Origin of the sequence: Fenollaria sporofastidiosus (assembly GCF_943169635.2) — a bacterium.
Classification (GTDB): Bacteria; Bacillota; Clostridia; order Tissierellales; family Peptoniphilaceae; genus Fenollaria; species Fenollaria sporofastidiosus.
Window position 1 is genome coordinate 1454831 of record NZ_OW968186.1, and the last position, 24896, is coordinate 1479726.

Genomic DNA, 24896 nt, shown 5'->3' on the forward strand with positions numbered 1-24896 from the left:
CCTAGTGTCTCTTTCTGCTAATATTATTTTTATTAAATTAAACACGTATATAGATTCGTGGCAAATTAATCTTCGTGTGAAACGTTTTTTGTATTTAATCGTTTAAGGCGAAGCGATATGCAATCGAAATGATTTTGATCTAGATGCTTCATCAGAAATCGTTATGCTTTTAATATGATTTAGGCATAAAAAAAGAAGCGTGCTTTAAACACGCTTCAAGTTTGTGGAGGCGGCAACCAGATTTGAACTGGTGGTCAAGGTTTTGCAGACCTGTGCCTTACCACTTGGCTATGCCGCCATATGGAGCGGAAAACGAGATTCGAACTCGCGACCCTCGCCTTGGCAAGGCGATGCTCTACCACTGAGCCATTTCCGCACATGGTGCCCAGAGCCGGGATCGAACCAGCCACACGTAGATTTTCAGTCTACTGCTCTACCGACTGAGCTATCTGGGCACACTAGTCATATTACTGACTAGTCTATGATACTATAAATTGATTTAATTGTCAAGGCTTTTTTATATATATTTAATATTTTAAAAATATTATACTGCTAAATTTTTTATCATGCCTAGTGACATAAGTAGAGGCAATCCTGCCATGATGATCCATACTACTATGTTAAAGGCTAGTGGCAGGTATGAGAACTTTGCTGGCGCTTCTACGTCCAAAGTGCAGTCTACATCTTCTGTTACTTCTTTTGTCTTCATTTTTGAAAGTACTCTATATAGGACGAAAATTATCACTATGGCTATGAGTACCATGAAAACTCCTTGTAATAAGCCTATATTTAAGTCTGCTTCACCTAGCGTAATCATCTTCATATCGTTTACTGCGCCCTCGGCAATATCCTTTTGGAATATGCTAAGTATGACTGAGCAAGTATTGAATGTGAAGTGGCCAAGCATTGACGAGTAAAGTGAATTTGTTTTTTCGTTTAAAACTGAAAATACATAGCCTAATATGAATGGTGCAACTATGTTGAATGGATTAACATGCATTAGCATAAATAGTAGTGCTGTGTAAAAGTATGTGAATTTCCTTCCCTTTGCTCTCTTGGCTGGTGCGCTTAGTAGGCCTCTTACGAAGAACTCTTCACAGATGGCTGGAAGCACACCTATAATCAAAATGCTGTATATACTTGATAGTCCGCCTGATTTGACATTGATTTGAGGCACTCTTACCTCGCCAAATAGGCTATAGAACTTGATTAAAAGTGTCGAGCTTATACCAACTAGTGGATAAACTAAAAGTGTTAGAAGAACTGATACAAGCGCTTCTTTTCCAGTGATTTTATTTAGTCTAAAGTATCTTTTGAAATTAACTTTCTTTTGCTTTACATAAACAAGAACTGGTACTAACAGTATCAATACCTCTCCAGCGAATAGTCCTAGGTAAAGGTCTAGCTGCTGAAGCATTGAGCCTATGAAGATATATGCAAGAAAAAGTATTGTATATAGCCATGAGGCTTTGTTGATATCTATCCCTGTCCTGTTTACTTTGTTCTCTCTATACATTATGCACCTACTTTAACTCTTCTAATCTCTTTAATGTCTTATCTAATAGCTCCTTGTAGTTCTCAAGCTTTTCTTTCTCTTTATCAACAACATCCTTTGGTGCCTTGCTAACGAATTTTTCATTTGAAAGTTTTTTCTCAAGTCTTTCAACTTCAAAATCTAGCTTTTCTTTTTCTTCCATAAGTCTTTGTTTTTCTTTTTCAAAATCTATAAGCTCGTTTAATGGGAAGAATAGTTCTGCGTTTGTCATCATTATCGATGTGAAATCTTTGTTTATGGCATCCTTATTGTCAAGTATAGTTATCTTATCTATATGTTCAAGATCTTTAAAGTAATTAGCACTGTCACTATATAGTCTTCCTGCTTCTTCATCGTTTGGATATACAAGCATAGAGAAATGTTTTGATGGCTCGATATTCATATCTGTCTTCATCTTTCTAATTGCTTTGATAGCATTTTTGATTAGTTCTAAATCATTAAGCTCTGCATCGTAGTACTTAATATCCTTTGGCCAATTGCTGATGATTAATGGAGTCTTTCTATTTGGTAGGTAGCTCCAGATCTCTTCAGTGATAAATGGCATGAATGGATGAAGTATCTTTAAAATATTTTCTAAGATGTATAAAATAACATTTTGCGCATTTATATTGTCTCTATCGTATAATCTTGTCTTAACAAGTTCTATATACCAGTCGCAGAAGTCCTCCCATATAAAGTCTTGTACCTTAGCAGCTGCTATACCTATCTCGTACTTGTCAAGGTTATTGTTGATCTCATCTACAACAGTTTTTAGTCTTGAGATAATCCATTTGTCTTCTCTTTCTAATTTATCGTAGTCAAGGCTATAGTCATCTCTATCATCAAGGTTCATAAGAACAAATCTTGATGCGTTCCATAATTTATTAGCAAAATTTCTTTGTGGTTCAACTTTTTTAACGCTATATTTAATGTCATTACCAGGAGCGTTATTAGTAATTAATGAGTATCTTAACGCATCTGCGCCATATTCACTGATAACTTGTAGTGGATCAATACCATTGCCAAGTGACTTACTCATCTTTCTACCTTGTACGTCTCTGATAAGTCCAGTCAATAAGACGTCTTTAAATGGTACCTCACCAGTTTGTTCTAATGATGAGAATATCATTCTACTAACCCAGAAGAATATTATGTCGTAGCCTGTTACTAGTAAATCTGTCGGGAAGAATCTCTTGTAATCTTCTGAATCTACATCCGGCCAACCAAGTGTTGAGAATGGCCATAAAGCTGATGAGAACCATGTGTCAAGTGTATCTTCATCTTGTCTTAAATGTTCTGAACCGCACTTGTCGCACTTTTCTGGTTTTTCCTTGCTAACAATGTATTCGCCACAATCATCACAATAGTAAACAGGGATTCTGTGTCCCCACCATAGTTGACGGGAAATACACCAGTCTCTGATATTTTCTAGCCAGTTTTCATATATCTTGCCGAACCTTTCAGGGATGATGTTTACTTTATTTTCTCTATAAGCTTCAAGAGCTCTCTTAGCCATCTCTTCCATCTTAACAAACCATTGAAGTGAAGCTAGTGGCTCGATGATAGTATTACATCTTTCGCAGTGACCAACAGAGTTTTCATGTTTTTCTACCTTTACTAATAGGCCTTGTTCATCAAGGTCTTTAATGATTCTCTCTCTTGCTTCGTATCTATCTAGTCCCTTGTAAGCGTAAGCATTTTCATTCATCTTAGCATCTTCATCTATAACGATTAGTTGACCAAGATTGTGTCTAGCACCTACTTCGAAGTCGTTAGGGTCATGTGATGGTGTAATCTTAACACAGCCAGTACCAAATGATGAGTCAACATACTCATCAGCAATAACAGGTATTTGTCTATCTGTTAATGGTAGGTCAAGCGTTTTGCCAACTATCTCAGTGTATCTTTCATCTTCTGGATTAACAGCAACAGCTAAGTCACCAAGAAGTGTCTCAGGCCTAGTTGTTGCTATAGTTACATAGCCAGTCTTATCTGAGTATGGATACTTAATGTACCACATCTTACCCTCTTGTGGCTCATGAACAACTTCTGTATCGGATATAGCTGTGTGACAGTGTGGACACCAGTTAACTATCCTCATGCCTCTATAAATATAGTCTTTTTTGTATAATCTTTCAAAAACTTCATAAACAGCCTTTGTTAAGTGCTCATCAAGTGTAAAGCTATCGCGTGACCAATCACATGACGAGCCTAATTTTTTAAGCTGCTCTTTGATGTTGCCGCCGTACTTGTGAGTCCAGTCCCAAGCTTCCTCCAAAAACTCTTCTCTTGTAAGGTCGCTCTTCTTAATGCCTTCTTTTTTAAGTTTTTCTACAACCTTTGCTTCTGTAGAAATTGACGCATGGTCAGTTCCAGGTAGCCAAAGTGCGTTGTAACCTTGCATTCTCTTGTATCTTATTACAATATCTTGTAAAGTTCCGTTAAGTGCGTGGCCAAGGTGAAGCTTACCTGTTACGTTTGGTGGCGGCATAACGATGGTAAAGGACTCTTTACTATCATCAGTACTTGGCTTGAAGTACTCATTGTCCATCCAAAATTTATAAATATTGTCTTCAAATTCTGCTGGATTATATGATTTTTCTAAATTTTTCATAGTTCCTCCTAGTATAAAGTTTATATTATACCTCCATAATTACAGGAAGTATCATAGGATTTCTCTTCATAGTTTGATATATATACTTCTTCAAACTGTCTCTAATTGCATTTTTGATGCTTGACCAGTCTGATATACGTCTTTTTTGACAATCTTCTATAGCAAGAACGACCTTGTTCTTTGCTTCCTCCATCAGATCGTCTGCTTCTCTAACATAGACAAAGCCTCTTGATATGATGTCTGGTCCAGCTATAGTTGAGCCGTCTTCCTTACTTAGTGTTAACACAACTATAATTAAACCGTCTTCAGATAAGTGTTTTCTATCTCTTAAGACGATGTTACCAACATCACCAACACCAAGGCCATCAACTAAGACATTGCCTGAAGTAACTTCATCGACTATCTCAGCCTTTCTCTTGTCAAGTTCAAGCACCTCTCCATTCTTCATTATAAAGATGTTCTTAGGGTTCATGCCCATGCTCTCTGCAAGTGAAGCATGTATCTTAAGATGTCTTTGTTCGCCATGAACTGGAATAAAATATCTTGGCTTAATAAGTGAATGTATTAGCTTAAGCTCTTCTTGACAAGCGTGTCCTGAAACATGTATCTCACCAAGTGATTCGTATATAACTTTTGCATCAAGCTCTATAAGCTTGTTAATTACCTTTGATATTGCGTTTTCATTTCCTGGTATAGGATGCGCTGAAAGTATAATTAAGTCATTTGGTGTGAGCTGAATTTTTCTATGCTCATTATAAGCAATCCTTGTAAGTGCACTCATAGGCTCACCTTGAGAACCTGTTGTTATAATACAAAGTTCTCTGTCGTCATACTTATTCATCTTATTTATGTCAATAATACTTGATTCTTTAACTCTTAAGTAGCCTAAATCCTTAGCAACATTGACGTTATTTATCATGGACCTGCCTGATAAAACAATCTTCCTTCCGTGCTTTTCAGCCGCTTCTATAATCTGTTGAATTCTTTGTATATTTGATGCAAATGTTGCAACTATAATTCTATTCTCAGTATATTCGTGGAAGATAGTTCTAAATGTCTCACCAACTACTCTTTCACTAAGAGTGTAGCCCTTTCTTTCAACGTTAGTACTTTCTGCTAATAAGCAAAGTACTCCTTTGTCGCCAAGCTCAGCAAATCTGTTTAAGTCATTAACTCCACCCATGATTGGTGTGAAGTCAATCTTAAAGTCTCCTGTATGAACTATGACTCCTGCAGGCGTATGGAAGGCTAAAGCTGCTGAATCAGGTATACTGTGACATTGTCTAATGAATTCAACAACAATTTTACCTAATCTTACCTTATCGTTAAAGTTCACAACGTGCATCTTTGGCTTTAGGTTGTGCTCCTTTAATTTATTCTCCAATAGTCCCAAAGTAAGTCTTGTACCATAAATAGGCACATTAATCTTCTTTAAAACATATGGTATAGCTCCTATATGGTCCTCATGACCGTGTGTTAAAACTATACCTTTTATTCTCTCTTTATTTTTTTCTAAGTATGTGATATCAGGAATTACGATATCCACACCCAGCATCTCGTCCTCTGGAAATGTCATACCGCAATCACATATAACTATATCTTCATCACATTCAATAAGAGTAATATTCTTTCCGATCTCATTAAGACCACCCAGCGGGATGATTCTTAGTTTGTTACTCTTTAACATCTTCTCCTCCTTTTATTAATTTGTCTTATCTAATTCTTCATAGGCTTCTTGAGCTTCCTTAAGCTCCTCATCGTCCAAGCCAATGAATACTAAATTACCTTCTTTATCTTCTTGATACTTCATAATATAGTAGTCATCATCCGCTTCATCTTCATACATGACTATATACTTATCTGTATCAATCTCAAATGTTGCTTCCACGATAAATTCTACTTCTTTGCCATTATCATCAAGAAGCTTAATTTTATTGTCCATCTTTTCCCCTTTGCATATCCAAATATGTTCTTAATATATAATTTGCTGCTATAGAGTCTACAAACTTCTTTCTGTTTTCTCTACGCACATTCGTATCAATTAATACTCTTGTAGCGCTAACTGTTGTTAGTCTCTCATCAACATAGACAAGTTCAATGTCTTCTATGTTTTTCTTCATAAAATCCATGTACTTCTTTACTTTTTTTGCTTGTGGTCCTAGGCTTCCATCCATGTTCTTAGGAAGTCCTACTACCAAAGTCTTAACCTTGTACTGATCAATAACAGCTTTTAATTTGTCCCTATCTTCTAATTTTGATGTTCTAAAGATAGTATTTAATGTTGTGACAATGATTTGCATCTCATCCGAAACTGCAAGTCCCACTGTCTTATCGCCAATGTCTAAAGCAAGTATTCTCTCCATAATTTCACCTAAAAATAATAGGGGTTATAAGCCCCTATTAATCATTTTAAATAATCAACTAGTATTGCCTCTAAAAGCTCATCTCTTTCCATTTGTATGATCATCGATCTTGCATCATTGTAGCTAGTTATATATGTCGGATCGCCTGATAGAATGTAGCCAATGATTTGGTTGATAGGATTGTATCCTTTTGCTTCTAGGGCTTCGCAAACCTTATTCAATATTTCTTTTGGTGATTGAATTGTTTCCTTTTGAACATTAAATTTCATTGTTTCATCAAATTTGTTATCCACTACTATCACCTCTAACTATAGTATAACACAAAAGACCTAAGTCTTCAATAAATATTTATCTTACAGCTTAAGCTAAGATCTCTTTTAATTTTTCTTCTGCCTTAGCCTCAAATTCTTTAAGCTTATCAGAGTTACCGCCACCTGCTTGTGCCATGTCGTCTCTTCCGCCACCCTTTGCATCAAGAAGTGGTGCAATGTTCTTCATTAAGATATTTGCTGTAACTACCTTACTTACAACATCCTTAGTAAGTGTTATGATAAACGAAGTTTTGCCTCCAATATCTGCAGCTACCATTACTATACCTGACTTAACTTTATCTTTAAGCTTATCGCCTGCTTGTCTTAATTCATTCATATTGTCCGCATCTATTACACTGATTATATAATTAATGCCATTAAGATTTTTAACTTCACTATCTAAGTTCTTAAGCTCAGCACTTTGTATTTTGTTCTTTAACTCTTTAATTTCTCTCTCTCTATCTTTAAGTTCATTAATAGTTTGTTCTGCTTTGACAAGAAGGTCTTCCTTCTTTACCTTAAATGCATCACTTAACTTAACAAGCTCATCTTCATTTTCATTTAAGTACTTATAAGTGTTTCTTCCAGTCAATGCTTCAATTCTTCTAACGCCTGCAGCTATACCTGTTTCTTGAACTATCTTAAATAAGCCTACTTCTGAAGTGTTCTTAACGTGAGTACCGCCGCATAGCTCCACTGAGAAGTCTCCTACTTGTACAACTCTTACTAAGTCTCCGTACTTATCTTCAAATAAGCCTGTTGCTCCCATCTTCTTAGACTCATCTAAGCTAACTACTGATGTCTCAACATCTATCGCATCAAATATGCTTTCATTAACAATATTTTCAACTTGTTTAATTTCATCAGCTGTCATTGCTTGGAAGTGTGTAAAGTCGAATCTAAGTCTTGTAGGACTAACTAATGAGCCTGCTTGATTAACATGTGAGCCTAAAACCATCTTCAATGCTTTGTGTAGTAAGTGAGTTGCAGTATGGTTCTTGCGAGTATCTTGTCTTAACTTGTAGTCGATTACAGCATCTAGCTTATCACCTATTTTTAACTCGCCCTCTTCTACTTCAACTTCGTGAAGCACAAGTCCAGTTTTAGTCTTCTTTGTGTCTATTACTCTAAGACTTACTTTGTCATTCTTAAGCGTACCAACGTCACCAACTTGTCCGCCTGATTGTCCATAGAATGGTGTCTTATCAAGTATTACTATCGCTTTATCGCCTTTTTTAATAGACTCTCTTAAGTTCTTATTAACAACTATAGCATTTACTTTAGCATCTTCATTCTCATTATATTCGTAGCCTATAAACTCATTCTTGTAATTATCGTAGATGTCTAAGTTAAGGTCGCTGTTCCAGCCAGAGTCTTCAACATGAGCATTTTCCTTTGCCCTAAGCTTTTGCTCTTGCATGTTCTTATTAAACTCTTCTTCATCTACGCTAATTTTATTTTCTTCAAGAATTTCCTTTGTTATATCAAATGGGAAGCCATATGTGTCATATAAAATGAAGGCTTTTTCGCCAGAAAGACTAGTCTTACCTTCTTTTTTAAGCTCATCAATATATGAGTTTAGAATGTTCATACCTTGGTTAATAGTCTCTTCAAATTTTGCTTCTTCAGCGCTTATAATCTTGATTATAGTGTCTCTATTTTGTGCAAGTTCAGTGTAGTGATATGACCAGCCATCTATAACTTTTTGAACAAGATCAGCTAAGAATGGTCTATCTATACCAAGAAGCTTGCCATGTCTAATCGCACGTCTGATTATCTTTCTAAGTACATAACCTCTTGACTCGTTTGAAGGTATGATGCCGTCTGAGACCATAAAAGTCATGCTTCTAACGTGGTCAGCGATTATTCTTATAGATATGTCATCTTTTTCATTCTCTTTATATTTTTTATTAGATAGTCTTTCAATCTCTTCAATAATGCTTCTGATTTCCTTTATATCGAAGATGGAGTGTACTCCTTGCATAACGCACGCCATTCTTTCAAGGCCCATACCAGTATCAATGTTAGGGTGACTTAATGGCTCGTACTCATCCTTTGATTTTCTATCAAATTGTGTAAATACTAAGTTCCAAACTTCGATAAGTCTTTCATTTTCAACACCATCATCAAAGTCTTTTAATGTGCCGTATTTTTCTCCTCTATCATAGAAAATCTCAGTACATGGACCCGATGGACCTGTCTCAAGTTCCCAGAAGTTGTCTTCTTTGCCAAGTCTTACTAATCTCTTTGGATCTTGTCCCTCTTTAACCCATAGATCAAAAGCTTCATCATCGTCCTTGAAGACTGTAATCCATAACTTTTCTGGCTCTATTTCAAATTTTTCTGTAAGTAAAGTCCATGCCCAATGTATTGCTTCTTTTTTGAAATAGTCTCCAAAAGAAAAGTTTCCAAGCATTTCAAAGAAAGTTCCGTGTCTATCAGTCTTACCAACGTTGTCAATGTCGCCTGTTCTTATACACTTTTGACAAGTTGTCATCCTCTTAGACGGTGCACTTAATTCGCCTGTAAAGAATTTTTTAAGTGGTGCCATACCAGCACCTATTAATAATAATGATTTATCATCCTTAGGTATTAGTGAAAAACTTTTTTCAGCTAAGTGACCTTGGTTTTTAAAGAAATTTAAATATTCATCTCTTATTTGGTCTAAAGATAAATGTTTCATATATACACCTCTAATTATTTTTATTTACAATATACTCATTATACACCGTTTTGATAACAAGTGCAATAGGCACAGCTAGTATCATGCCTAAGAATCCAAATAGTGACGCGCCTAATACTAACAAGAACAAAACAACTATTGGATGGAAGCCAGTTTCGTTCGAAAGTATCTTCGGTCCCACTATATTATTTTCTATCCATTGAATAAATAGATATAAAACCAATATCCAAAGTGCTTTGATTGGACTTTCAATAAAGGCAAAAACAAAGGCTGGCACTAAGCCCATAAGCGGTCCAACGTATGGAACGATGTCTGCAAAGCAAGTTATCATACCTATGATGAAAGAAAACTCAACGCCTAAAATCGCAAGCATTATAAATGTTGCAAAACCGACGAAAATTGCCATCTTTATCTTGCCTATGATGTACTTAGTCATGTCATCATGAATCTTGGAGAATAGTCTAAGCAGACCTTCCTTTTTTGATTCTGGAAGCATTGATCTAAATTTCTCTTTTATATCGTCTTTGTCCTTCAAGAAATAAAATGCAAAGATTGGAATCAAAACAACAGAAAAAACAAAGCTCATAACGTTTTTTGCCGATGCAAGTATAAGATTAGCAGCATTTGCTTTTTGATTATTATAGATTTTTGATAAATTGTCAACTATTAGCTTATTATCTAAATTTAATCCCTTAAAAACTTCGTATTGACCAATAAATTCATTAATTGATTCAAGCGTTTGCTTGTAGTACTGAGGGAATTTAATTATAAGATTCTTAATATCTGAGATAGTCTTTGGAAAGACTGTAAAACCTAAGATTATAAATATAAGAGCAACTATTAGAAAAACAGTCAAAATCGCAAGAGTCTCTGAAATCTTAAGCCTCTTACGCACACTCTTTACCATAGGGTTTAAAAAGTACGCGAGCATAGCCGATACTAGTATGGACAAGCTTAGTGTCCTTACCATAAGAAAACTCTTGTATATGTATATAAAAAATAAGACTGCTAATACTGCTATAAGAAATTTTATGATTACAGTCTTTGAGAATATAAGTTTTTCGCCATTTTCCACATGTCTGTTGCCTATATTTATAAGATAATATATGCCTAAAGCCAAAATTATTATTTGCAAACCAAGGAGGATACCGTTTAAAGCTCCTCCTTGATTTATCAAATTAACAATATTTTTATTAATATTACTTGTTAATAAATTCATCTTTTTAATCTAAACTCATGTGTTCGTGATCGTGTAGATCATCCTTTGGTGGTTCGTAGTTTTCAAGACCTTTTACCTTATGTCCAGATTTTTGTTGATAGTCATAAAGTGCAGCCTTTATAGCTTCCTCAGCAAGTACTGAGCAGTGCATCTTAATTGGTGGTAGGCCGTCTAAGTTTTCTGCTACTTCCTTGTTTGATAAGTTTATTGCATCATTTATTGATTTACCCTTAATCAGCTCAGTTGCCATTGATGATGACGCGATAGCAGTGCCGCAGCCATAAGTTTTAAACTTAACATCAGTAATTATGTCATTTTCATCTATTTTAAGATACATTCTCATGATGTCGCCGCATTTTGCGTTACCAACTTCGCCAACACCACTTGGATTTTCCATCTCTCCTACATTTCTTGGATGCATAAAGTGATCCATAACTTTTTCAGAATATAACATTATATTTCTCCTTTCGCAATCGCCTCATCATATAGAGGTGACATTTGTCTTAATCTTTCTATAATCTTTACAAGACTATCTACAACATAGTCTACATCTTCTTCTGTAATTTCTTCTGAGAATGTTAGTCTCAAAGATCCATGTGCAATCTCATGTGGAAGTCCTATTGCAAGAAGTACGTGTGATGGATCAAGTGAACCTGATGCGCACGCAGAACCTGTTGATCCGGCTATGCCCATAGCATCAAGCATTAGTAAAAGAGCTTCGCCTTCTACATACTTAAAGCAGAATGATGCATTACCAGGTAATCTTCTGTTTACATCTTTACTTCCGTTATATAGTGTATATGGAATTCTCTCCATAACTTCTTTAACTAATCTGTCTCTTCTGTCTCTTAAATGTTTGTTATGTTTATCAAAGTTATCATATAATAATTCTATAGCTTTAGCAAGACCAATGATTTCAGCAGTATTTTCAGTTCCTGCTCTTCTCTTTCTTTCTTGTCCTCCGCCGTGAATTAAGTTGTCTATGTTTACGCCATTCTTAATATAAAGTGCTCCTATACCTTTTGGTCCAAATAATTTATGACCAGATAAGCTCAACATATCAACTCCTAAGTCTTTTACGTCTATCCTAACATTACCAACAGCTTGAACAGCGTCAGTGTGGAATAGTACGTTGTGCTTATGAGCTATAGCAGCCGCTTCTTTGATTGGCTCAATAGTTCCTATCTCATTATTAGCAAACATTATGCTTACCAATATAGTATCCTCTCTGATAGCATTCTCAAGCTCTTTAAGGTCGATAAAGCCTTCCTCATCAACACTTAGATACGTTATATCAAAACCTTCCTTTTCAAGGAACTTACATGTGTTAAGTATAGCTGGATGCTCAATCTTAGTTGTTATTATGTGCCTTCCCTTGTCCATATACTTGAAAGCACAACCCTTTAAAGCCCAGTTGTCTGATTCTGAACCACAGCTTGTAAAATATATTTCATCTGCCTTACAATTAAAGTAAGAAGCAATCTTCTCCCTTGCTGCTACAACATCCTTCTTAACATCTGTAGCTAATGAGTATAGAGATGAAGCATTATAATACTTTTCACCATAATAAGGTAGCATAGCATCTATAACTTCTTTTCTAACTCTAGTTGTTGCAGCATTATCCAAATAAATAAAGCCCATCATAATCCCCCTTTATATAAAATCATACCAAAACAAATATCCCTATTTTATTTTAATATGTATGTATGTGATAATAAAATTATCTATGTAATATGATTGGCCTGTAATATGTATAATATATGTATTTAATTATACATCGATTATAATATATCCCATTTTGTCAAGAAATAAGCATAATTTTAAATTTTATGATATTGATAAGATAGACTAAACATTTTAACCTATACTCATCTACGCATACTCTTTATACCCATTTATACATTATTCATTCATATCGATTTATTATACCTGAGCTTACTTTATACATATACTTAAGCTTAGCTCTCGCATTTGATACTCTTTTGATTATATAGAGAGCTCCTATAGTGAGCTTGTCATTATTGAGTCTCTTACATAAAAAAACAGAGTGATCTCTCACTCTGCTTTGTATAATTTGTATAATACTAATAAACTATTTTAATTTTTCTCTTAGCTTTTCAAGCATGTCTTTACTCATTGTGTCAAGATCATACTCAGGCTTCCAGCCCCATTCTGCTCTTGCACAGCTGTCATCTAATGAGTTTGGCCATGAGTCTGCAATTGCTTGTCTAACTGGGTCAACATTGTATGTCATAGTAAAATCTGGCATGAATTTTTGTATTGACTTCTTAATTTGTTCTGGCTCAAAGCTCATTGCAGCGATGTTGAATGCATTTCTGTGTATTAGTTTTGATCCGTCAGCTTCTATAAGTTGAATTACTGCGTTCAAAGCATCTGGCATATACATCATGTCCATGTATGTACCTTCTTTGATGAAGCATTCGTAAGAACCTTTTTTAATTGCATCATAATAAATATCAACAGCGTAGTCAGTTGTTCCTCCGCCTGGAAGTGTGTCGTATGATATGATTCCAGGGAATCTGACTCCTCTTGTGTCAACGCCAAATCTTAAGTGGTAGTAGTCGCATAGGTTTTCGCCAGCAACCTTAGTTACTCCGTACATAGATGTTGGTCTTTGTAATGTTGTTTGAGGTGTCTTATCCTTTGGTGTATCTGGTCCAAAGCATGCAATTGAGCTTGGAGTAAATACTTGGCACTCATTTTCTCTAGCAACTTCAAGAACGTTGAATAAACCGCCCATGTTTATTTGCCAGCACTTTTGAGGTACCTTTTCACCAACTGCTGATAGTAGTGCTGCTAAGTGAACTATAGTGTTAACTTTATATTTGTCAGCTACTTCTTTAATTCTCTTACCATCAGTAACGTCAATTAATTCAAATGGACCTGCGTCTATGATGTCTTTTCTTTCAGGTAGTTCTCTTACATCTGATACAACAACATTGCTGTCGCCGTATTCTTTTCTAAATCTTTTAACAAGTTCAGAACCTATTTGTCCTAAAGCTCCAGTAACTAATACTTTTCTCATTTCTTCCTCCTATTTGTATGCAATTGCTTCTATTTCAATAAGCCCATCCTTTGGTAGAGTGCTTACCTCTACACAAGATCTTGCAGGTTTATGTTTTGAGAAGTATTTTTCGTATACGCCATTAACTTTTGAAAAATCTTTCATATTCTTTACGAATATAGTTGTCTTAACTACGTCTTCTAATGTGAAGCCAGCTTCGTTTAGAATTGCTTCTACATTCTTAATTGATTGTTCAGTAGCTTTTTCAATATCGTCAGATATTAATACTCCTGTTTCAGGATCGATAGGTAGTTGGCCTGATGTGAAACAAAATCTTTCAAAAGCTATCGCTTGTGAATATGGTCCTACAGCACCTGGTGCTTTTTTAGTGTCTACAGTATTTAGACTCATAGTTATTCCTCACTTTCTGTTTCTAAATTTTGCCATAATCTTTCTAGATTATAGTATTCTCTCTCATCGTTTAAAAATATGTGAACGATTACGTCTTCATAATCCATAATGATCCATTTGCTAGTTGCCTTGCCTTCAACGCGTCTTGGTAAAATACCTTGTACAGCAAGTTTTTCATCTACCTCGTCCATGATTGACTCGGCGTGTGATTTATTATTGGCTGAACAGATTACAAAATAATCAGCAATAGAACTTTTATCTCCTATAAACAAAGTATCAATATCAAAACCTTTCTTTGCTTCTATTGCATTTTGTATAATTTCTAACTTTTCTTTAGTTTCCAAAATAAATTACTCTCCTTTCAATTCCAATAATAAAGAATTTCTTGTCTTTAATGATTGTGGATGTACATATAAGCCTTCTTCTAGTAAATAGCATAGGTTGCAGTTAACGGCTTCATATGCTGCCTTTGTAAGCCCTTCATACTTAAACTCTCTTAACTTTTCAGCCATAGAGTAAGTTCTTAATGGCTCTGCAAAGTCTGCATAAAACACAATCTTCTCTAAATCACTCATGTTTTCTCTTCCAAGTGCGTGATTCTTTATTGCTAAAAGCACTTCTTCATCCTCTACTCCATACTCATATCTAGCTATATAGTATCCTAGCAAAGCATGCAAAACTTTTATGGTGTGCTTTAAGTCACCATCAATTATTATATCAAATTCTTTTGCTTTTTGCAATATCTTATCAGTATCTTTATATTTTGCGCAGTCGTGCAAAAGTCCCGCGACCCTTGCCTTCTCTTCGTCTACGCCATAGTATTTTGCAAGCTCTACTGAAAAATTCATAACAGATAAAGAGTGCTCATACCTTGACTGTTTTACTTCGCTCTTAAGTTTTTCTTTAAACTTTTCTATATCATACATATAGTTTCTCTTCCTTTATAAACTTTTCCACTTCATCACTTACTAGATACTTAATCGATTTGCCGTTCTCTATCATCTCGCGTATCATACTTGATGATATCTCAAGCCTTTTATTGTTTAAAACTTTTATGTGGGCTCCATACTTTTCTTTGTATTCATTGATCTTCATTTCAATAGCCTTGTCTTCATCATCTCTTCTTAGTACTAGTATTTTATACTTTTTAAGTATCTCATCTGCCTTGTACCACCAATCAAGATTCATAAGACTATCCGAGCCTATAAGTATAGTGATGTCATCATCACTAAGCTTTGAAATCTTTTCAAGCATGAGGTAAAGCTTACCTTCTAAGTCATATCTCTTTTCTATGCTTGAGTAGGCAAATTTATCATTATCCTTTATCGCCATCTTTAACATTTTAAGTCTTATATCAAAGTCAAGTGTATCCTTATAATATGGATTCATAGTCGGAATAAAGACTACCTTATCATAGCCCTCTTCGTTTATACATTGCTCAGCTAAGATTAAATGACCATTGTGTATGGGATTAAAGGTGCCACCAAAAATAAGCACTTTATTTTTCATCTTGCAAAAGTCTTGGTCTCTTTAAAGACTCTCTATATATAACAAATATAGAACCAATTTGCTGAACAAATTCGCAGTTTAGCTCTTCCATAAGAAAGGCTTGTGCTTCTTTTACATCTTCTGATGAATTATTTAAAACTCTAATCTTAACGATCTCATTCTTTTCTAGATAATCATCGATTTGATTTATAAATTCAGCTGAAATTCCTTCCTTACCTATTTGGAATGTAGCTTTTAAATTTTGTGCGATTGATTTTAACTTTGCTCTTTCTTTTCCTGTCATAATATCACCTATTTATAATAATCAAACTCAAATCCGCATACATCAACTGTGTCTGAGTCTTCTAATCCTAACTCTCTAAGTTCATCCATGATACCTTCATTCTCAAGGAATCTTTGGAAATATCTTAGCGAATCTAAATTATCCACATAGACACCTTCTAAAACATTTTCAACCTTTGTTCCCTCTACAAAGTATATACCATTGGACTTATATACATGTACAGGTACTTCGTTATCTTCCTTAATGTAGACTGTATCATCAAATGTTTCGTTAACATTTTTAGGCATGTCTTTTATGATGTCATATAGTTTATACTTAAGCAGCTCTACACCTTCAAGTGTTGCGCTACTTGTTATAACGCTATCGTAGCCCATCTCTTTAAAATCGTTTTGAAGCTTTTCTAAATCTTCTTTATCATAAACTAAATCAGCCTTATTTAATACGACTAATTGCTTCTTATCTCTTAATTTCTCATTATAAGAAAATAATTCTTCATTTATCTTTTTAAAATCTTCAATAGGGTCTTGTCTTTCTGATCTTGATGCATCAACGACATGAGCAAGCACATTAGTTCTTTCTATATGCTTTAAGAAATTATGTCCAAGTCCAAGTCCTTCATGTGCGCCCTCTATAAGTCCTGGTATGTCAGCCACAACAAAGCTGTTATTATCCTTTGTTGTTACTACTCCTAGGTTCGGTTCAAGTGTTGTGAAGTGATAGTTTGCAATCTTTGGTTTAGCTCTAGATATAACCGATAGTAATGAAGACTTACCAACGTTTGGATATCCTATAAAGCCAACGTCCGCTATAAGCTTTAACTCAAGTATTACCTTTATCTCTTCACCTTTTTTACCAGGCTCTGCAAATGTTGGTGCCTGTCTTACAGAGTTTTTGAACTTAGCATTGCCTCTGCCGCCACGGCCTCCCTTAGCAATGATGCATTCGTCTCCATCATTCTTTAAGTCTATAATAAGCCCTTTCGAATTATACTCCTTAACAAGTGTACCAACAGGAACTGTAAGAATCAAATCTTCACCATCTTTACCGTATTGCAATTTGTTCTTGCCGTTCTCGCCATTATCAGCCTTGAATATTCTCTTATGTTTAAAATCTATAAGCGTTCTCATATTTGAGTCAGCCCTCAATATGATGGATGCTCCCTTGCCTCCATCTCCTCCGTAAGGTCCTCCTGCAGGTTCAAACTTTTCTCTTCTCCAACCAACCATGCCGTCTCCGCCTTTACCGGCTTTTAGTTCTAATACTACCATGTCTAACACATTATCACCACCTTAAAAAAAGGAACCGTGTACCGGTTCCTTCAAACTATGCTAAAACTTCTTTTGGATATACACTTACTTGTTTTCTTTTCTTGTCTTTTCTTTCGAATTTAACAACACCATCGATCATAGCAAAAAGTGTATCATCTTTTCCTCTTCCGACATTATTACCGGGATGAATCTTTGTTCCTCTTTGTCTTACAAGTATATTACCTGATAGAACGAATTGGCCATCTCCACGCTTTGTTCCAAGCATTTTAGGCTTACTGTCTCTACCGTTTTTTGAAGAACCAAGTCCCTTTTTAGAGGAGAATAATTGTAAATTAATTTTTAACATTTTTTTACCTCCTTCACATATAAACAAACTCTATCTGAGTATTCCTTATATATTTTTAACGCTTAGTAATAAAGACCTAAGTAGTATTTGACTTATGTAGTCCTTGTCAGGATTATCTGTCTTATACTTAAATTTTAATTTAACTTCGTCTTTATCCTCATCTTCATAAATTTCCACGAAGTATTCTTCGTTTTCATTTAATCCTGCTATTTCTTCTAAAGAATTGACTGTTGATATTGAAAGTGCTGAAAGACTTGCACAAACTATGCCATCTTCATGGGCGTAATTCGCATGTCCATCGAATTCAAACTCTAATATCTTGCCATCCTTTTCGAAAAAAGTTACCTTTGTCATAACTAAGCTTCGATCTTAGTTACTTCTAATCTTGTAAATGGTTGTCTGTGACCTTTTTTCTTTCTTTCGTTCTTTTTAGGTTTATATTTGAATACAATAATCTTTTTAGATTTACCTTGTTTCAAAACTTTGCAAGTAACCTTAGCACCTTCTACGTAAGGTTTACCTACTTTATTATCCCCATCATTAGAGACGAAAAGTACATTCTCTAAGCTAATTTCGTCACCTTCGTTAGCTTCTAACTTTTCTACGTGGATTACATCGTTTTCTTTAACCATGTATTGTTTTCCACCTGTTTCTACTATTGCGTACAAGTCTATTTACCTCCTCTAACTTAGTCTCGCCATCATTGGTGATAAACTTAATACCAATTCTGAGCGGTTTACCTATCTATTATATCAGAAACGATATAAATGTCAAGCCTTTTATTAAATATTATTAAATATTTTAACTTTTTCTTATCTACAACTTCTTCGAAGCCACAATTAGGACAAGTGATTATGTTTTCTTTGCTCTTTCTCTTTATGGTCCTATACTTGCCACACTTCGGACATGGCTTTGAGTACACTTCATCAAAAGTAGCAAAGTCACATTTTGGATAGTTAGAGCAGCCGTAGAATATCCTTCCACTCTTTGACTTCTTCTTGATTATATCATGTCCACACTTAGGGCATATTGCTCCAGTCTTCTCAACTATTGCTTCAGTGTATTTACATTCAGGGAAACCTGAACATCCAAGGAACTTACCATACTTAGACCTCTTAATAAGCATAGGTTTTCCGCATAGCTTGCACTTAATATCTGTTACTTCATCCTTAAGCTCATACTCTTTTGCTTCCTTCTCAGCCTTGTCTACATCCTTAATAAAGTCTTTGTAGAAGCTAGCTATAACATCTTTCCAATCAAGTTTACCAAATGAGATGTCATCAAGTTTGCTTTCAAGATAAGCAGTGAACTTTGCATCGACTATAGACTTAAAGTTTTCTTCTAAAAGTTTTATTACTGATATGCCAAGCTCTGTTGGTATAAACATCTTCTTTTCTATCTCTATATAGTTTCTATTAAGCAGTGTTGATATAGTTGGTGAGTAAGTACTTGGCCTACCAATGCCTAGCTCTTCAAGTGTTTTTATAAGTGTTGCCTCTGTATAATAACTCTTAGGCTGTGTGAATTTCTTCTCACCTTCAAGCTTATCTAAGTCCACCTTATCCTTCTGTTTAAGCTTTATTTCCTTTTTCTCATCAAACTTTTCATACGAAGACACCTTTAAGAAGCCATCAAAGTTTAAGCTCTTATAGTTCGATCTAAATATATATTTACCTGAAGCAAAATCTATGGTTAAAGTATCGAACTTAGCACTTGTCATTTGCGTCATCAAAAATCTTTGCCATATAAGTCTATAAAGCTTTAGTTCATCTTGTGATAAGTACTTTGATATTTGGCTAGGTAATATATTTATATTAACCGGTCTTATTGCCTCGTGAGCATCTTGAACGTTCTTAGATTTCTTATGTGCATAATTATTTTTCTTGTGATACTCTTTGCCATATTTATTAAGTATATATTCTTGAGCAGACTTACACGCTTCATCTGACAATCTTGTTGAGTCGGTTCTCATGTAAGTTATAAGACCAGTTTGTGAGCCTTTTCCAATGTTAATACCTTCATACAAGCTCTGTGCCAGCTTCATAGTCTTAGAAGATGAAAAGTTTAATATCCTTGAGGCATCCTGTTGTAGGGTACTTGTTGTATACGGTGGGCTTGGCATCCTATTTGATACTGATCTTTTTATGCTATCGCATATGTGGTCAGCGGCCTTTATCTCCTTTGCTATGGCATTCTTTTCCTTAATATTGTGTATATCGACTTTGCTTACATTGCCTTTAGCATCGATAGTTCCTACGAACTTTGCCTCATACTCTTCCTTGTCATGTTTATATAGAGCCTTTAAGTTCCAATATTCTTCAGGAACAAAGGCGTCTATCTCTCTTTTTCTATCAACAATAAGCTTAAGCGCACTCGACTGCACTCTACCTGCTGATAAGCCAGATTTTATTTTCTTCCATAGTATCGGGCTTATCTTATAACCAACGATTCTATCAAGAACTCTTCTTGCTTGCTGAGCATCAACTAAGTCCATGTTAATCTTACGCGGCTCTTTTATAGCGTTTGTAACAGCATTTTTTGTAATTTCGTGAAACTCAACTCTATCTAAGTCCTTTGTATCGATACCTAAAATATATGCCAAGTGATAGCTAATAGCCTCCCCCTCTCTATCGGGGTCGGTTGCAAGATATACTCTTTCAGCTTCTTTAGAAAGTTTTTTAAGCTCGTTGATTACAGGTCCTTTGCCTCTTATATTAATATATTCTGGTTCAAAATTATTTTCTACATCAATTGCAAACCTACTCTTTGGTAGGTCTCTTAAGTGTCCCTTCGATGCAACTATCTTATATGTCTTTGGTAAAAACTTCGAAATAGTTTTCGCCTTCGTCGGGGACTCAACTATAATTAAATCCATCTTTCATCACCTTCTGTTTGCATAGTATGTTCTTTGTCCTTGACTAGTAATTACTCCCTTAAGCTCAAGTATAGTTAGTAGAGCCGACAAAGAGGCGCTATCTAGTCCTGCTTTTGCGAGTATTATCTCATAATTTACATCGCCATTTTTAATTATATCATAAACTTTTCTCTCATCATCACTTAAATCTAAATCTTCTTCTTTTGTAGCTACTGACCTATCAACTAAACTGCTTGTTTCGATAAGGTCTTCACAGTTTGTATATATGCCTGCTCCATCTCTAATAAGTGTGTTACAGCCTTCACTATTAGCGGAGAAAATATTTCCTGGCACTGCGTACACATCACGGCCTTGTTCAAGAGCGAGCCTTGCAGTAATAAGCGAGCCACTTCTCTTTTGAGCTTCAACAACTATAACTAGCTTTGAAAGTCCACTAATGATTCTATTCCTTACCGGAAAATTATATCTAAGCGGCTGCTCTCCTATAGGAAACTCAGATACAACAGCTCCATGTTCAGCAATTTCGGCATACAGTCTTTCATTGCGTCTTGGATACACCCCGTCAATGCCGTTGCCAATAACGGCTATGGTTCTGTTTGCGTTATCAAGTGCTGTTGTATGTGCTATAGCATCTATACCTAATGCAAGACCAGATATAATACATATCTTCTTCATAGATAAGTCTCTTGCTATCTCTTTGCATGCAAGCTGACCATAGCTAGTCGACTTTCTCGCTCCAACTATGGCTACCGAATTTTCATCTTCATCTAGTATCTCGCCTTTAATAAATAATAAATATGGCGGATCATCTATAAAAAGAAGTCTACTAGGAAACTCCTTATCAAGAAAAGTTATGAAGTGAGCTCCTAGCTTTTCTAATTTCTCTTTTATTCTATATACTATAGCTTCCTTGTCGTCTTTTGTGATTTTATCTATTATTGCGTCTGTAAATATATTTAGCCTCTTTAATGACGCTCTATCCATGCTCATAATATCATTTAAGTCAATATTTAAGTCAAAAAGGCTATATACAGCAGCTCTTTCAGCATATATGCTGTTTAAGTACAAAAGTATATCTCTTTGTTCCATCTTATCTCCAATACTTCTTATCTAGAGTTCTATATTGAATTGCTTCTAATACATGCTTTTCTAATACTAAGTCGCTATCAGCAAGGTCGGCTATGGTTCTAGCAAGCTTTAGTATCTTGTTGTAGCTTCTAGCACTGAAATTGAACTTTTTGAACGCAAATTCCATAATCTCTTGAGCCTTTTCATCAAGTTTGATGTACTTTTTAATCATTTTATTCGTAAGCTCAGAGTTAGAAATGATTCCTTCATTTTTATATCTTTCAAGCTGTCTTTTTCTAGCTCTATTGACCCTCTCGCGAATAGTTTCTGAAGACTCGCACTCAGTCTTAGAGCTTAATTCATCATACTTAACAGGTTTTACTTCTATGTGGATGTCAATTCTGTCAAGTAGTGGACTTGAAATTTTGCCTAAGTATCTGTCAATTTGACTTTGTGTACATGTGCACTGATGAGTTTCATCACCATAGTAACCGCATGGGCATGGATTCATCGATGCAACAAACATAAACTTTGATGGATACTTAAATGTTGCATTTACACGGGATACAGTAACCTCTCCGTCTTCAATTGGCTGCCTTAAAACTTCCAATACTTTTCTAGGAAACTCTGGTAATTCATCAAGAAACAAGACACCGTGATGTGCAAGCGAAACTTCGCCTGGCTTTGGTATTCTTCCTCCGCCTATCAAGGCAACATCTGACGATGTATGGTGAGGCGACCTAAATGGTCTTCTCTTTACAAGACCCTCATCTTTTAATAAACCTGATATACTGTAGATCTTCGTAATCTCTATGGCTTCTTCAAAAGTTAAATCAGGAAGTATTGTAGCAAGTCTCCTTGCTGCCATGGTCTTACCTGAGCCTGGAGGTCCTATAATGAGCATATTATGTCCTCCTGCTGCAGCTATCTCCATCGCTCTTTTAAGACCTTCTTGCCCCTTCATATCTGAAAAATCAACACTATCATCAACAGCGTTTATAATCTCTTCTTCATCATTTTTATATGGCTCTATCTCAAGTTGACCGTTGAGATAATCAACAACTTCTCTTAAGTTCTTAACAGGAATTATCTCAATGTCTTCAACTATGGCGCACTCTTTTTTGTTAGCATCAGGAACTATACACTTCTTAACGTGAAGATCGCGCATCGATATAAGCATCGGAAGAGCACCTTGCACCGAGTTTACTGTTCCATCAAGTGCAAGCTCACCTATAATAACCATATCATCTGTGTCTTGATTGTCAATATCGCCATTTGCAAGTAAGATGCCAACTGCTATAGCAAGGTCCATCTGAGAACCTTCCTTCTTTTCATTTGCAGGTGCTAAATTGATTGTTATCCTTTTGATTGGAAACTCAATATCCGAGTTTTTAACCGCTGTTCTAACTCTTTCCTTAGACTCTTTTATCGCAGTATCAGCAAGTCCAACTATGTTAAATTGTGGTAGGCCACTTGATAAGTCGCTCTCAACATTAATTATCTTTGCGTTCAAACCTTGCAAAACACAAGTATTTACTTTAGAATACATCTTCAATCTCCTATCCAAAATGCATTTTTAATATGCTTAATCTTGTTCGTAGAAAAATCAACTTCAACAACATCAAATCTTGGCTGATAGTTCAAGTTTTGATGCTCGTATAAGTAGTACTCAGCCGTCTTGATTATCTTCTTTTGCTTAGACTTTGTTACAGCCTCCATGGGCCTTCCGTAGTCCATCTTGTTTCTAGCCTTAACTTCAACAAAGATCAAATACTTATCATCCCTAGCAATGATGTCAATCTCGCCATCTCTTACTTGATAGTTTTGATCCAGTATAAAGTAGCCTTCATTCTTTAGGTAGTCTTTAGCTTCTTCTTCGCCAAACCTTCCCTTTTTTCTGTTGTCTTTTCTATTAAAATTATTTTGCATCGCTATTACCTAAAAGCTTTCTTAAAAAAGTTTTTCTATGTAGCGGCGTAGCTCCATACTTTAGTATTGCCTCCCTATGCTTTTTAGTGCCATAGCCCTTATTATTCTCAAGGTCATACTCTGGATACTTACTAGCTAAATAACTTATCTCAGCGTCTCTTAAAACCTTCGCTACAATACTTGCCGCAGCTATAGTAAACACAGTAGCATCGCCGTGAACAATACTTCTTTGGTCTATATCTACGTTAATTTTTTCAGCGTCAATTAAAATTATGTCAGGCTTAAGCTTATTATTAATATCGTCATGAAAGTCTTCTACCGCCCTTTGCATAGCTAAGTGAGTTGCCTCTTTGATGTTAATCTCATCAATTTCCTCAGGACTTGCCTTGCCAATCCCTATGCCGATGGCGTTTTTCACAAGCTCTTTAAAAATTTTTTCTCTCTTCTTTTGACTGAGCTTCTTCGAATCGTTTACCTCTTCCATAAAGAAGTCCTTATCAAAAGCTATAGCACAGGCAAGTACATCGCCAAAGAAGGGTCCTCTACCAACTTCGTCTATACCAACTATAATTTTATGACCTTCGTCAAAGAGTTTATCTTCATAATCCTTATTCATCTAGAGGCTCCTCAAGTGAAATCCTGCCTAAAAGACCATTCCTAAACTCATCAACTAATATATTTATAGCTTTGTACACATCAAGTTCATTGCCCTTAAGTATAAAGCCTCTGTTCTTTGCTATCTCTTCAAGAATTTCAAGCTCTGTAGCGTCCTCGTTGACCTTGTATCTCTTATTAAGTGCGCCGCTATAATTATTCTTAAGAAATTTGATTAGTGCTAGGGCAATATCATCCTTGTTAAGTATCTCATCTTTGATGGAACCAATGAATGCTAGGTGCATACCTATATCTTGGTTTTCAAACTTTGGCCATAAAACACCGGGTGTATCAAGTAGCATAAAGTCATTGTCAACTTTAATCCATTGGTTCTTCTTAGTTACACCTGGTTTGTTGCCTGTCTTAAGGCTCTTTTTATTGTTCATTAAGTTAATAAAAGTAGACTTGCCAACATTTGGTATGCCGACAACCATGGCCTTGATAGGTCCGAAGTGCTCTCTTTGTTTGTGCTCTTTGTGATACTTGTCGACCTCTTTGCGCGATAAGTCGATAATTTTCTTCACGTTTGATTTGTCTTTCGCGTTGAACTCTATACACTTCGCATCCTTGTAATGAGCTATCCACTTCTTATTAACTTTATCATCCGCCAAGTCAGCTTTGTTTAGTAATACTAGCTTTGCTTTGTTCTCAGTTATGTCTTTTATAATTGGGTTCGTGCTCGACATGGGTGCTCTTGCATCTATTAGCTCAATAACTATATCAACTAGCTTAGACATCTCTATTAAAGACTCTCTAGTCTTCTTCATATGTCCAGGGTACCAATTTATGTTCATAGCATACACC

Annotated in this window: 26 protein-coding genes, 3 tRNA genes and 1 other annotated feature; all 29 genes read right to left on the bottom strand. The window is 35.5% G+C overall.

From position 1 onward, the window contains the following. Positions 1-224: 224 nt before the first annotated feature. Positions 225-298: transfer RNA gene (locus KO172_RS07180), tRNA-Cys, on the bottom strand. A gap of 3 nt (positions 299-301) precedes the next feature. Then, positions 302-376 (bottom strand) — tRNA-Gly (locus tag KO172_RS07185). A 3-nt stretch (positions 377-379) separates the two neighbouring features. Then, positions 380-455, bottom strand: a tRNA-Phe gene (locus tag KO172_RS07190). A gap of 89 nt (positions 456-544) precedes the next feature. After that, positions 545-1516: a CPBP family intramembrane glutamic endopeptidase gene (locus tag KO172_RS07195; protein WP_215492877.1), complete on the bottom strand. Its 972-nt coding sequence runs from the start codon at positions 1514-1516 to the stop codon at positions 545-547. Between the two features lie 7 nt (positions 1517-1523). Then, positions 1524-4148, bottom strand: coding sequence for a valine--tRNA ligase (locus KO172_RS07200; RefSeq protein ID WP_215492890.1), 2625 nt, complete (start codon positions 4146-4148; stop codon positions 1524-1526). Between the two features lie 25 nt (positions 4149-4173). After that, positions 4174-5835 (bottom strand): ribonuclease J, encoded by a 1662-nt coding sequence (locus KO172_RS07205; RefSeq protein ID WP_215492897.1) that lies wholly within the window; start codon positions 5833-5835, stop codon positions 4174-4176. Between the two features lie 15 nt (positions 5836-5850). Beyond that, the gene (locus KO172_RS07210; RefSeq protein WP_215492904.1) at positions 5851-6090 is read right to left on the bottom strand and encodes a DUF1292 domain-containing protein; all 240 of its coding nucleotides are present in this window, start codon (positions 6088-6090) and stop codon (positions 5851-5853) included. Beyond that, positions 6080-6511, bottom strand: a complete 432-nt coding sequence (ruvX, locus tag KO172_RS07215; RefSeq protein WP_215492913.1) for a Holliday junction resolvase RuvX — start codon at positions 6509-6511, stop codon at positions 6080-6082. The genes KO172_RS07210 and ruvX overlap by 11 nt, the downstream gene beginning before the upstream one ends. Before the next feature lie 41 nt (positions 6512-6552). Then, positions 6553-6804, bottom strand: a complete 252-nt coding sequence (locus tag KO172_RS07220; protein ID WP_479680629.1) for an IreB family regulatory phosphoprotein — start codon at positions 6802-6804, stop codon at positions 6553-6555. 67 nt (positions 6805-6871) lie between these two features. Next, on the bottom strand, positions 6872-9505 hold the full coding sequence (gene alaS / locus KO172_RS07225) for an alanine--tRNA ligase (RefSeq protein WP_215492915.1): 2634 nt from the start codon (positions 9503-9505) through the stop codon (positions 6872-6874). Positions 9506-9515: 10 nt separating this feature from the next. Beyond that, a complete protein-coding gene (locus tag KO172_RS07230) occupies positions 9516-10724 on the bottom strand; it encodes an AI-2E family transporter (protein WP_309557689.1) in 1209 nt (402 codons plus the stop codon). A gap of 4 nt (positions 10725-10728) precedes the next feature. Beyond that, the gene (gene nifU / locus KO172_RS07235) at positions 10729-11178 is read right to left on the bottom strand and encodes a Fe-S cluster assembly scaffold protein NifU (protein WP_215492919.1); all 450 of its coding nucleotides are present in this window, start codon (positions 11176-11178) and stop codon (positions 10729-10731) included. Next, entirely contained in the window at positions 11178-12365 is a 1188-nt protein-coding gene (gene nifS / locus KO172_RS07240) for a cysteine desulfurase NifS (RefSeq protein ID WP_215493511.1), read from the bottom strand. The genes nifU and nifS overlap by 1 nt, the downstream gene beginning before the upstream one ends. Positions 12366-12816: 451 nt before the next feature. After that, a complete protein-coding gene (locus KO172_RS07245) occupies positions 12817-13770 on the bottom strand; it encodes an L-threonine 3-dehydrogenase (protein WP_215492921.1) in 954 nt (317 codons plus the stop codon). A gap of 9 nt (positions 13771-13779) precedes the next feature. Continuing rightward, positions 13780-14160: a RidA family protein gene (locus KO172_RS07250; RefSeq protein WP_215492923.1), complete on the bottom strand. Its 381-nt coding sequence runs from the start codon at positions 14158-14160 to the stop codon at positions 13780-13782. Between the two features lie 2 nt (positions 14161-14162). Next, positions 14163-14504 (bottom strand): ribosome silencing factor, encoded by a 342-nt coding sequence (gene rsfS, locus KO172_RS07255; RefSeq protein ID WP_215492924.1) that lies wholly within the window; start codon positions 14502-14504, stop codon positions 14163-14165. A 6-nt stretch (positions 14505-14510) separates the two neighbouring features. After that, positions 14511-15086: a bis(5'-nucleosyl)-tetraphosphatase (symmetrical) YqeK gene (yqeK, locus tag KO172_RS07260; protein ID WP_215492938.1), complete on the bottom strand. Its 576-nt coding sequence runs from the start codon at positions 15084-15086 to the stop codon at positions 14511-14513. Continuing rightward, complete coding sequence (gene nadD, locus KO172_RS07265) at positions 15079-15669, bottom strand: nicotinate (nicotinamide) nucleotide adenylyltransferase (RefSeq protein ID WP_215492940.1); 591 nt, start codon at positions 15667-15669, stop codon at positions 15079-15081. Before nadD ends, yqeK begins: the two co-directional genes overlap by 8 nt. Continuing rightward, complete coding sequence (locus KO172_RS07270) at positions 15659-15952, bottom strand: YhbY family RNA-binding protein (protein WP_082244132.1); 294 nt, start codon at positions 15950-15952, stop codon at positions 15659-15661. The genes nadD and KO172_RS07270 overlap by 11 nt, the downstream gene beginning before the upstream one ends. An 8-nt stretch (positions 15953-15960) precedes the next feature. After that, positions 15961-17220, bottom strand: coding sequence for a GTPase ObgE (obgE, locus tag KO172_RS07275; protein ID WP_215493513.1), 1260 nt, complete (start codon positions 17218-17220; stop codon positions 15961-15963). A 55-nt stretch (positions 17221-17275) separates the two neighbouring features. Then, the gene (gene rpmA / locus KO172_RS07280) at positions 17276-17566 is read right to left on the bottom strand and encodes a 50S ribosomal protein L27 (protein ID WP_019214708.1); all 291 of its coding nucleotides are present in this window, start codon (positions 17564-17566) and stop codon (positions 17276-17278) included. Between the two features lie 45 nt (positions 17567-17611). Next, a complete protein-coding gene (locus KO172_RS07285) occupies positions 17612-17920 on the bottom strand; it encodes a ribosomal-processing cysteine protease Prp (protein WP_215492949.1) in 309 nt (102 codons plus the stop codon). A gap of 2 nt (positions 17921-17922) precedes the next feature. Next, entirely contained in the window at positions 17923-18234 is a 312-nt protein-coding gene (gene rplU / locus KO172_RS07290; protein ID WP_019214706.1) for a 50S ribosomal protein L21, read from the bottom strand. Positions 18235-18246: 12 nt separating this feature from the next. Then, positions 18247-18312: a sequence feature (ribosomal protein L21 leader region), on the bottom strand. Further along, positions 18303-20441, bottom strand: coding sequence for a type I DNA topoisomerase (gene topA / locus KO172_RS07295; protein WP_251320156.1), 2139 nt, complete (start codon positions 20439-20441; stop codon positions 18303-18305). (Overlaps the previous feature by 10 nt.) Positions 20442-20447: 6 nt before the next feature. Next, positions 20448-21530 carry a DNA-processing protein DprA gene (gene dprA / locus KO172_RS07300; protein WP_215492951.1) on the bottom strand — a complete coding sequence of 361 codons (1083 nt, stop codon included), beginning with the start codon at positions 21528-21530 and terminating at the stop codon, positions 20448-20450. Position 21531: 1 nt separating this feature from the next. Next, entirely contained in the window at positions 21532-23058 is a 1527-nt protein-coding gene (locus KO172_RS07305) for a YifB family Mg chelatase-like AAA ATPase (RefSeq protein WP_215492959.1), read from the bottom strand. Positions 23059-23060: 2 nt separating this feature from the next. Then, positions 23061-23438 (bottom strand): YraN family protein, encoded by a 378-nt coding sequence (locus KO172_RS07310; protein WP_215492961.1) that lies wholly within the window; start codon positions 23436-23438, stop codon positions 23061-23063. Continuing rightward, entirely contained in the window at positions 23428-24054 is a 627-nt protein-coding gene (gene rnhB / locus KO172_RS07315) for a ribonuclease HII (protein WP_215492963.1), read from the bottom strand. Before rnhB ends, KO172_RS07310 begins: the two co-directional genes overlap by 11 nt. Then, positions 24047-24886 (bottom strand): ribosome biogenesis GTPase YlqF, encoded by an 840-nt coding sequence (gene ylqF / locus KO172_RS07320; RefSeq protein ID WP_215492970.1) that lies wholly within the window; start codon positions 24884-24886, stop codon positions 24047-24049. Before ylqF ends, rnhB begins: the two co-directional genes overlap by 8 nt. Positions 24887-24896 lie beyond the last annotated feature (10 nt).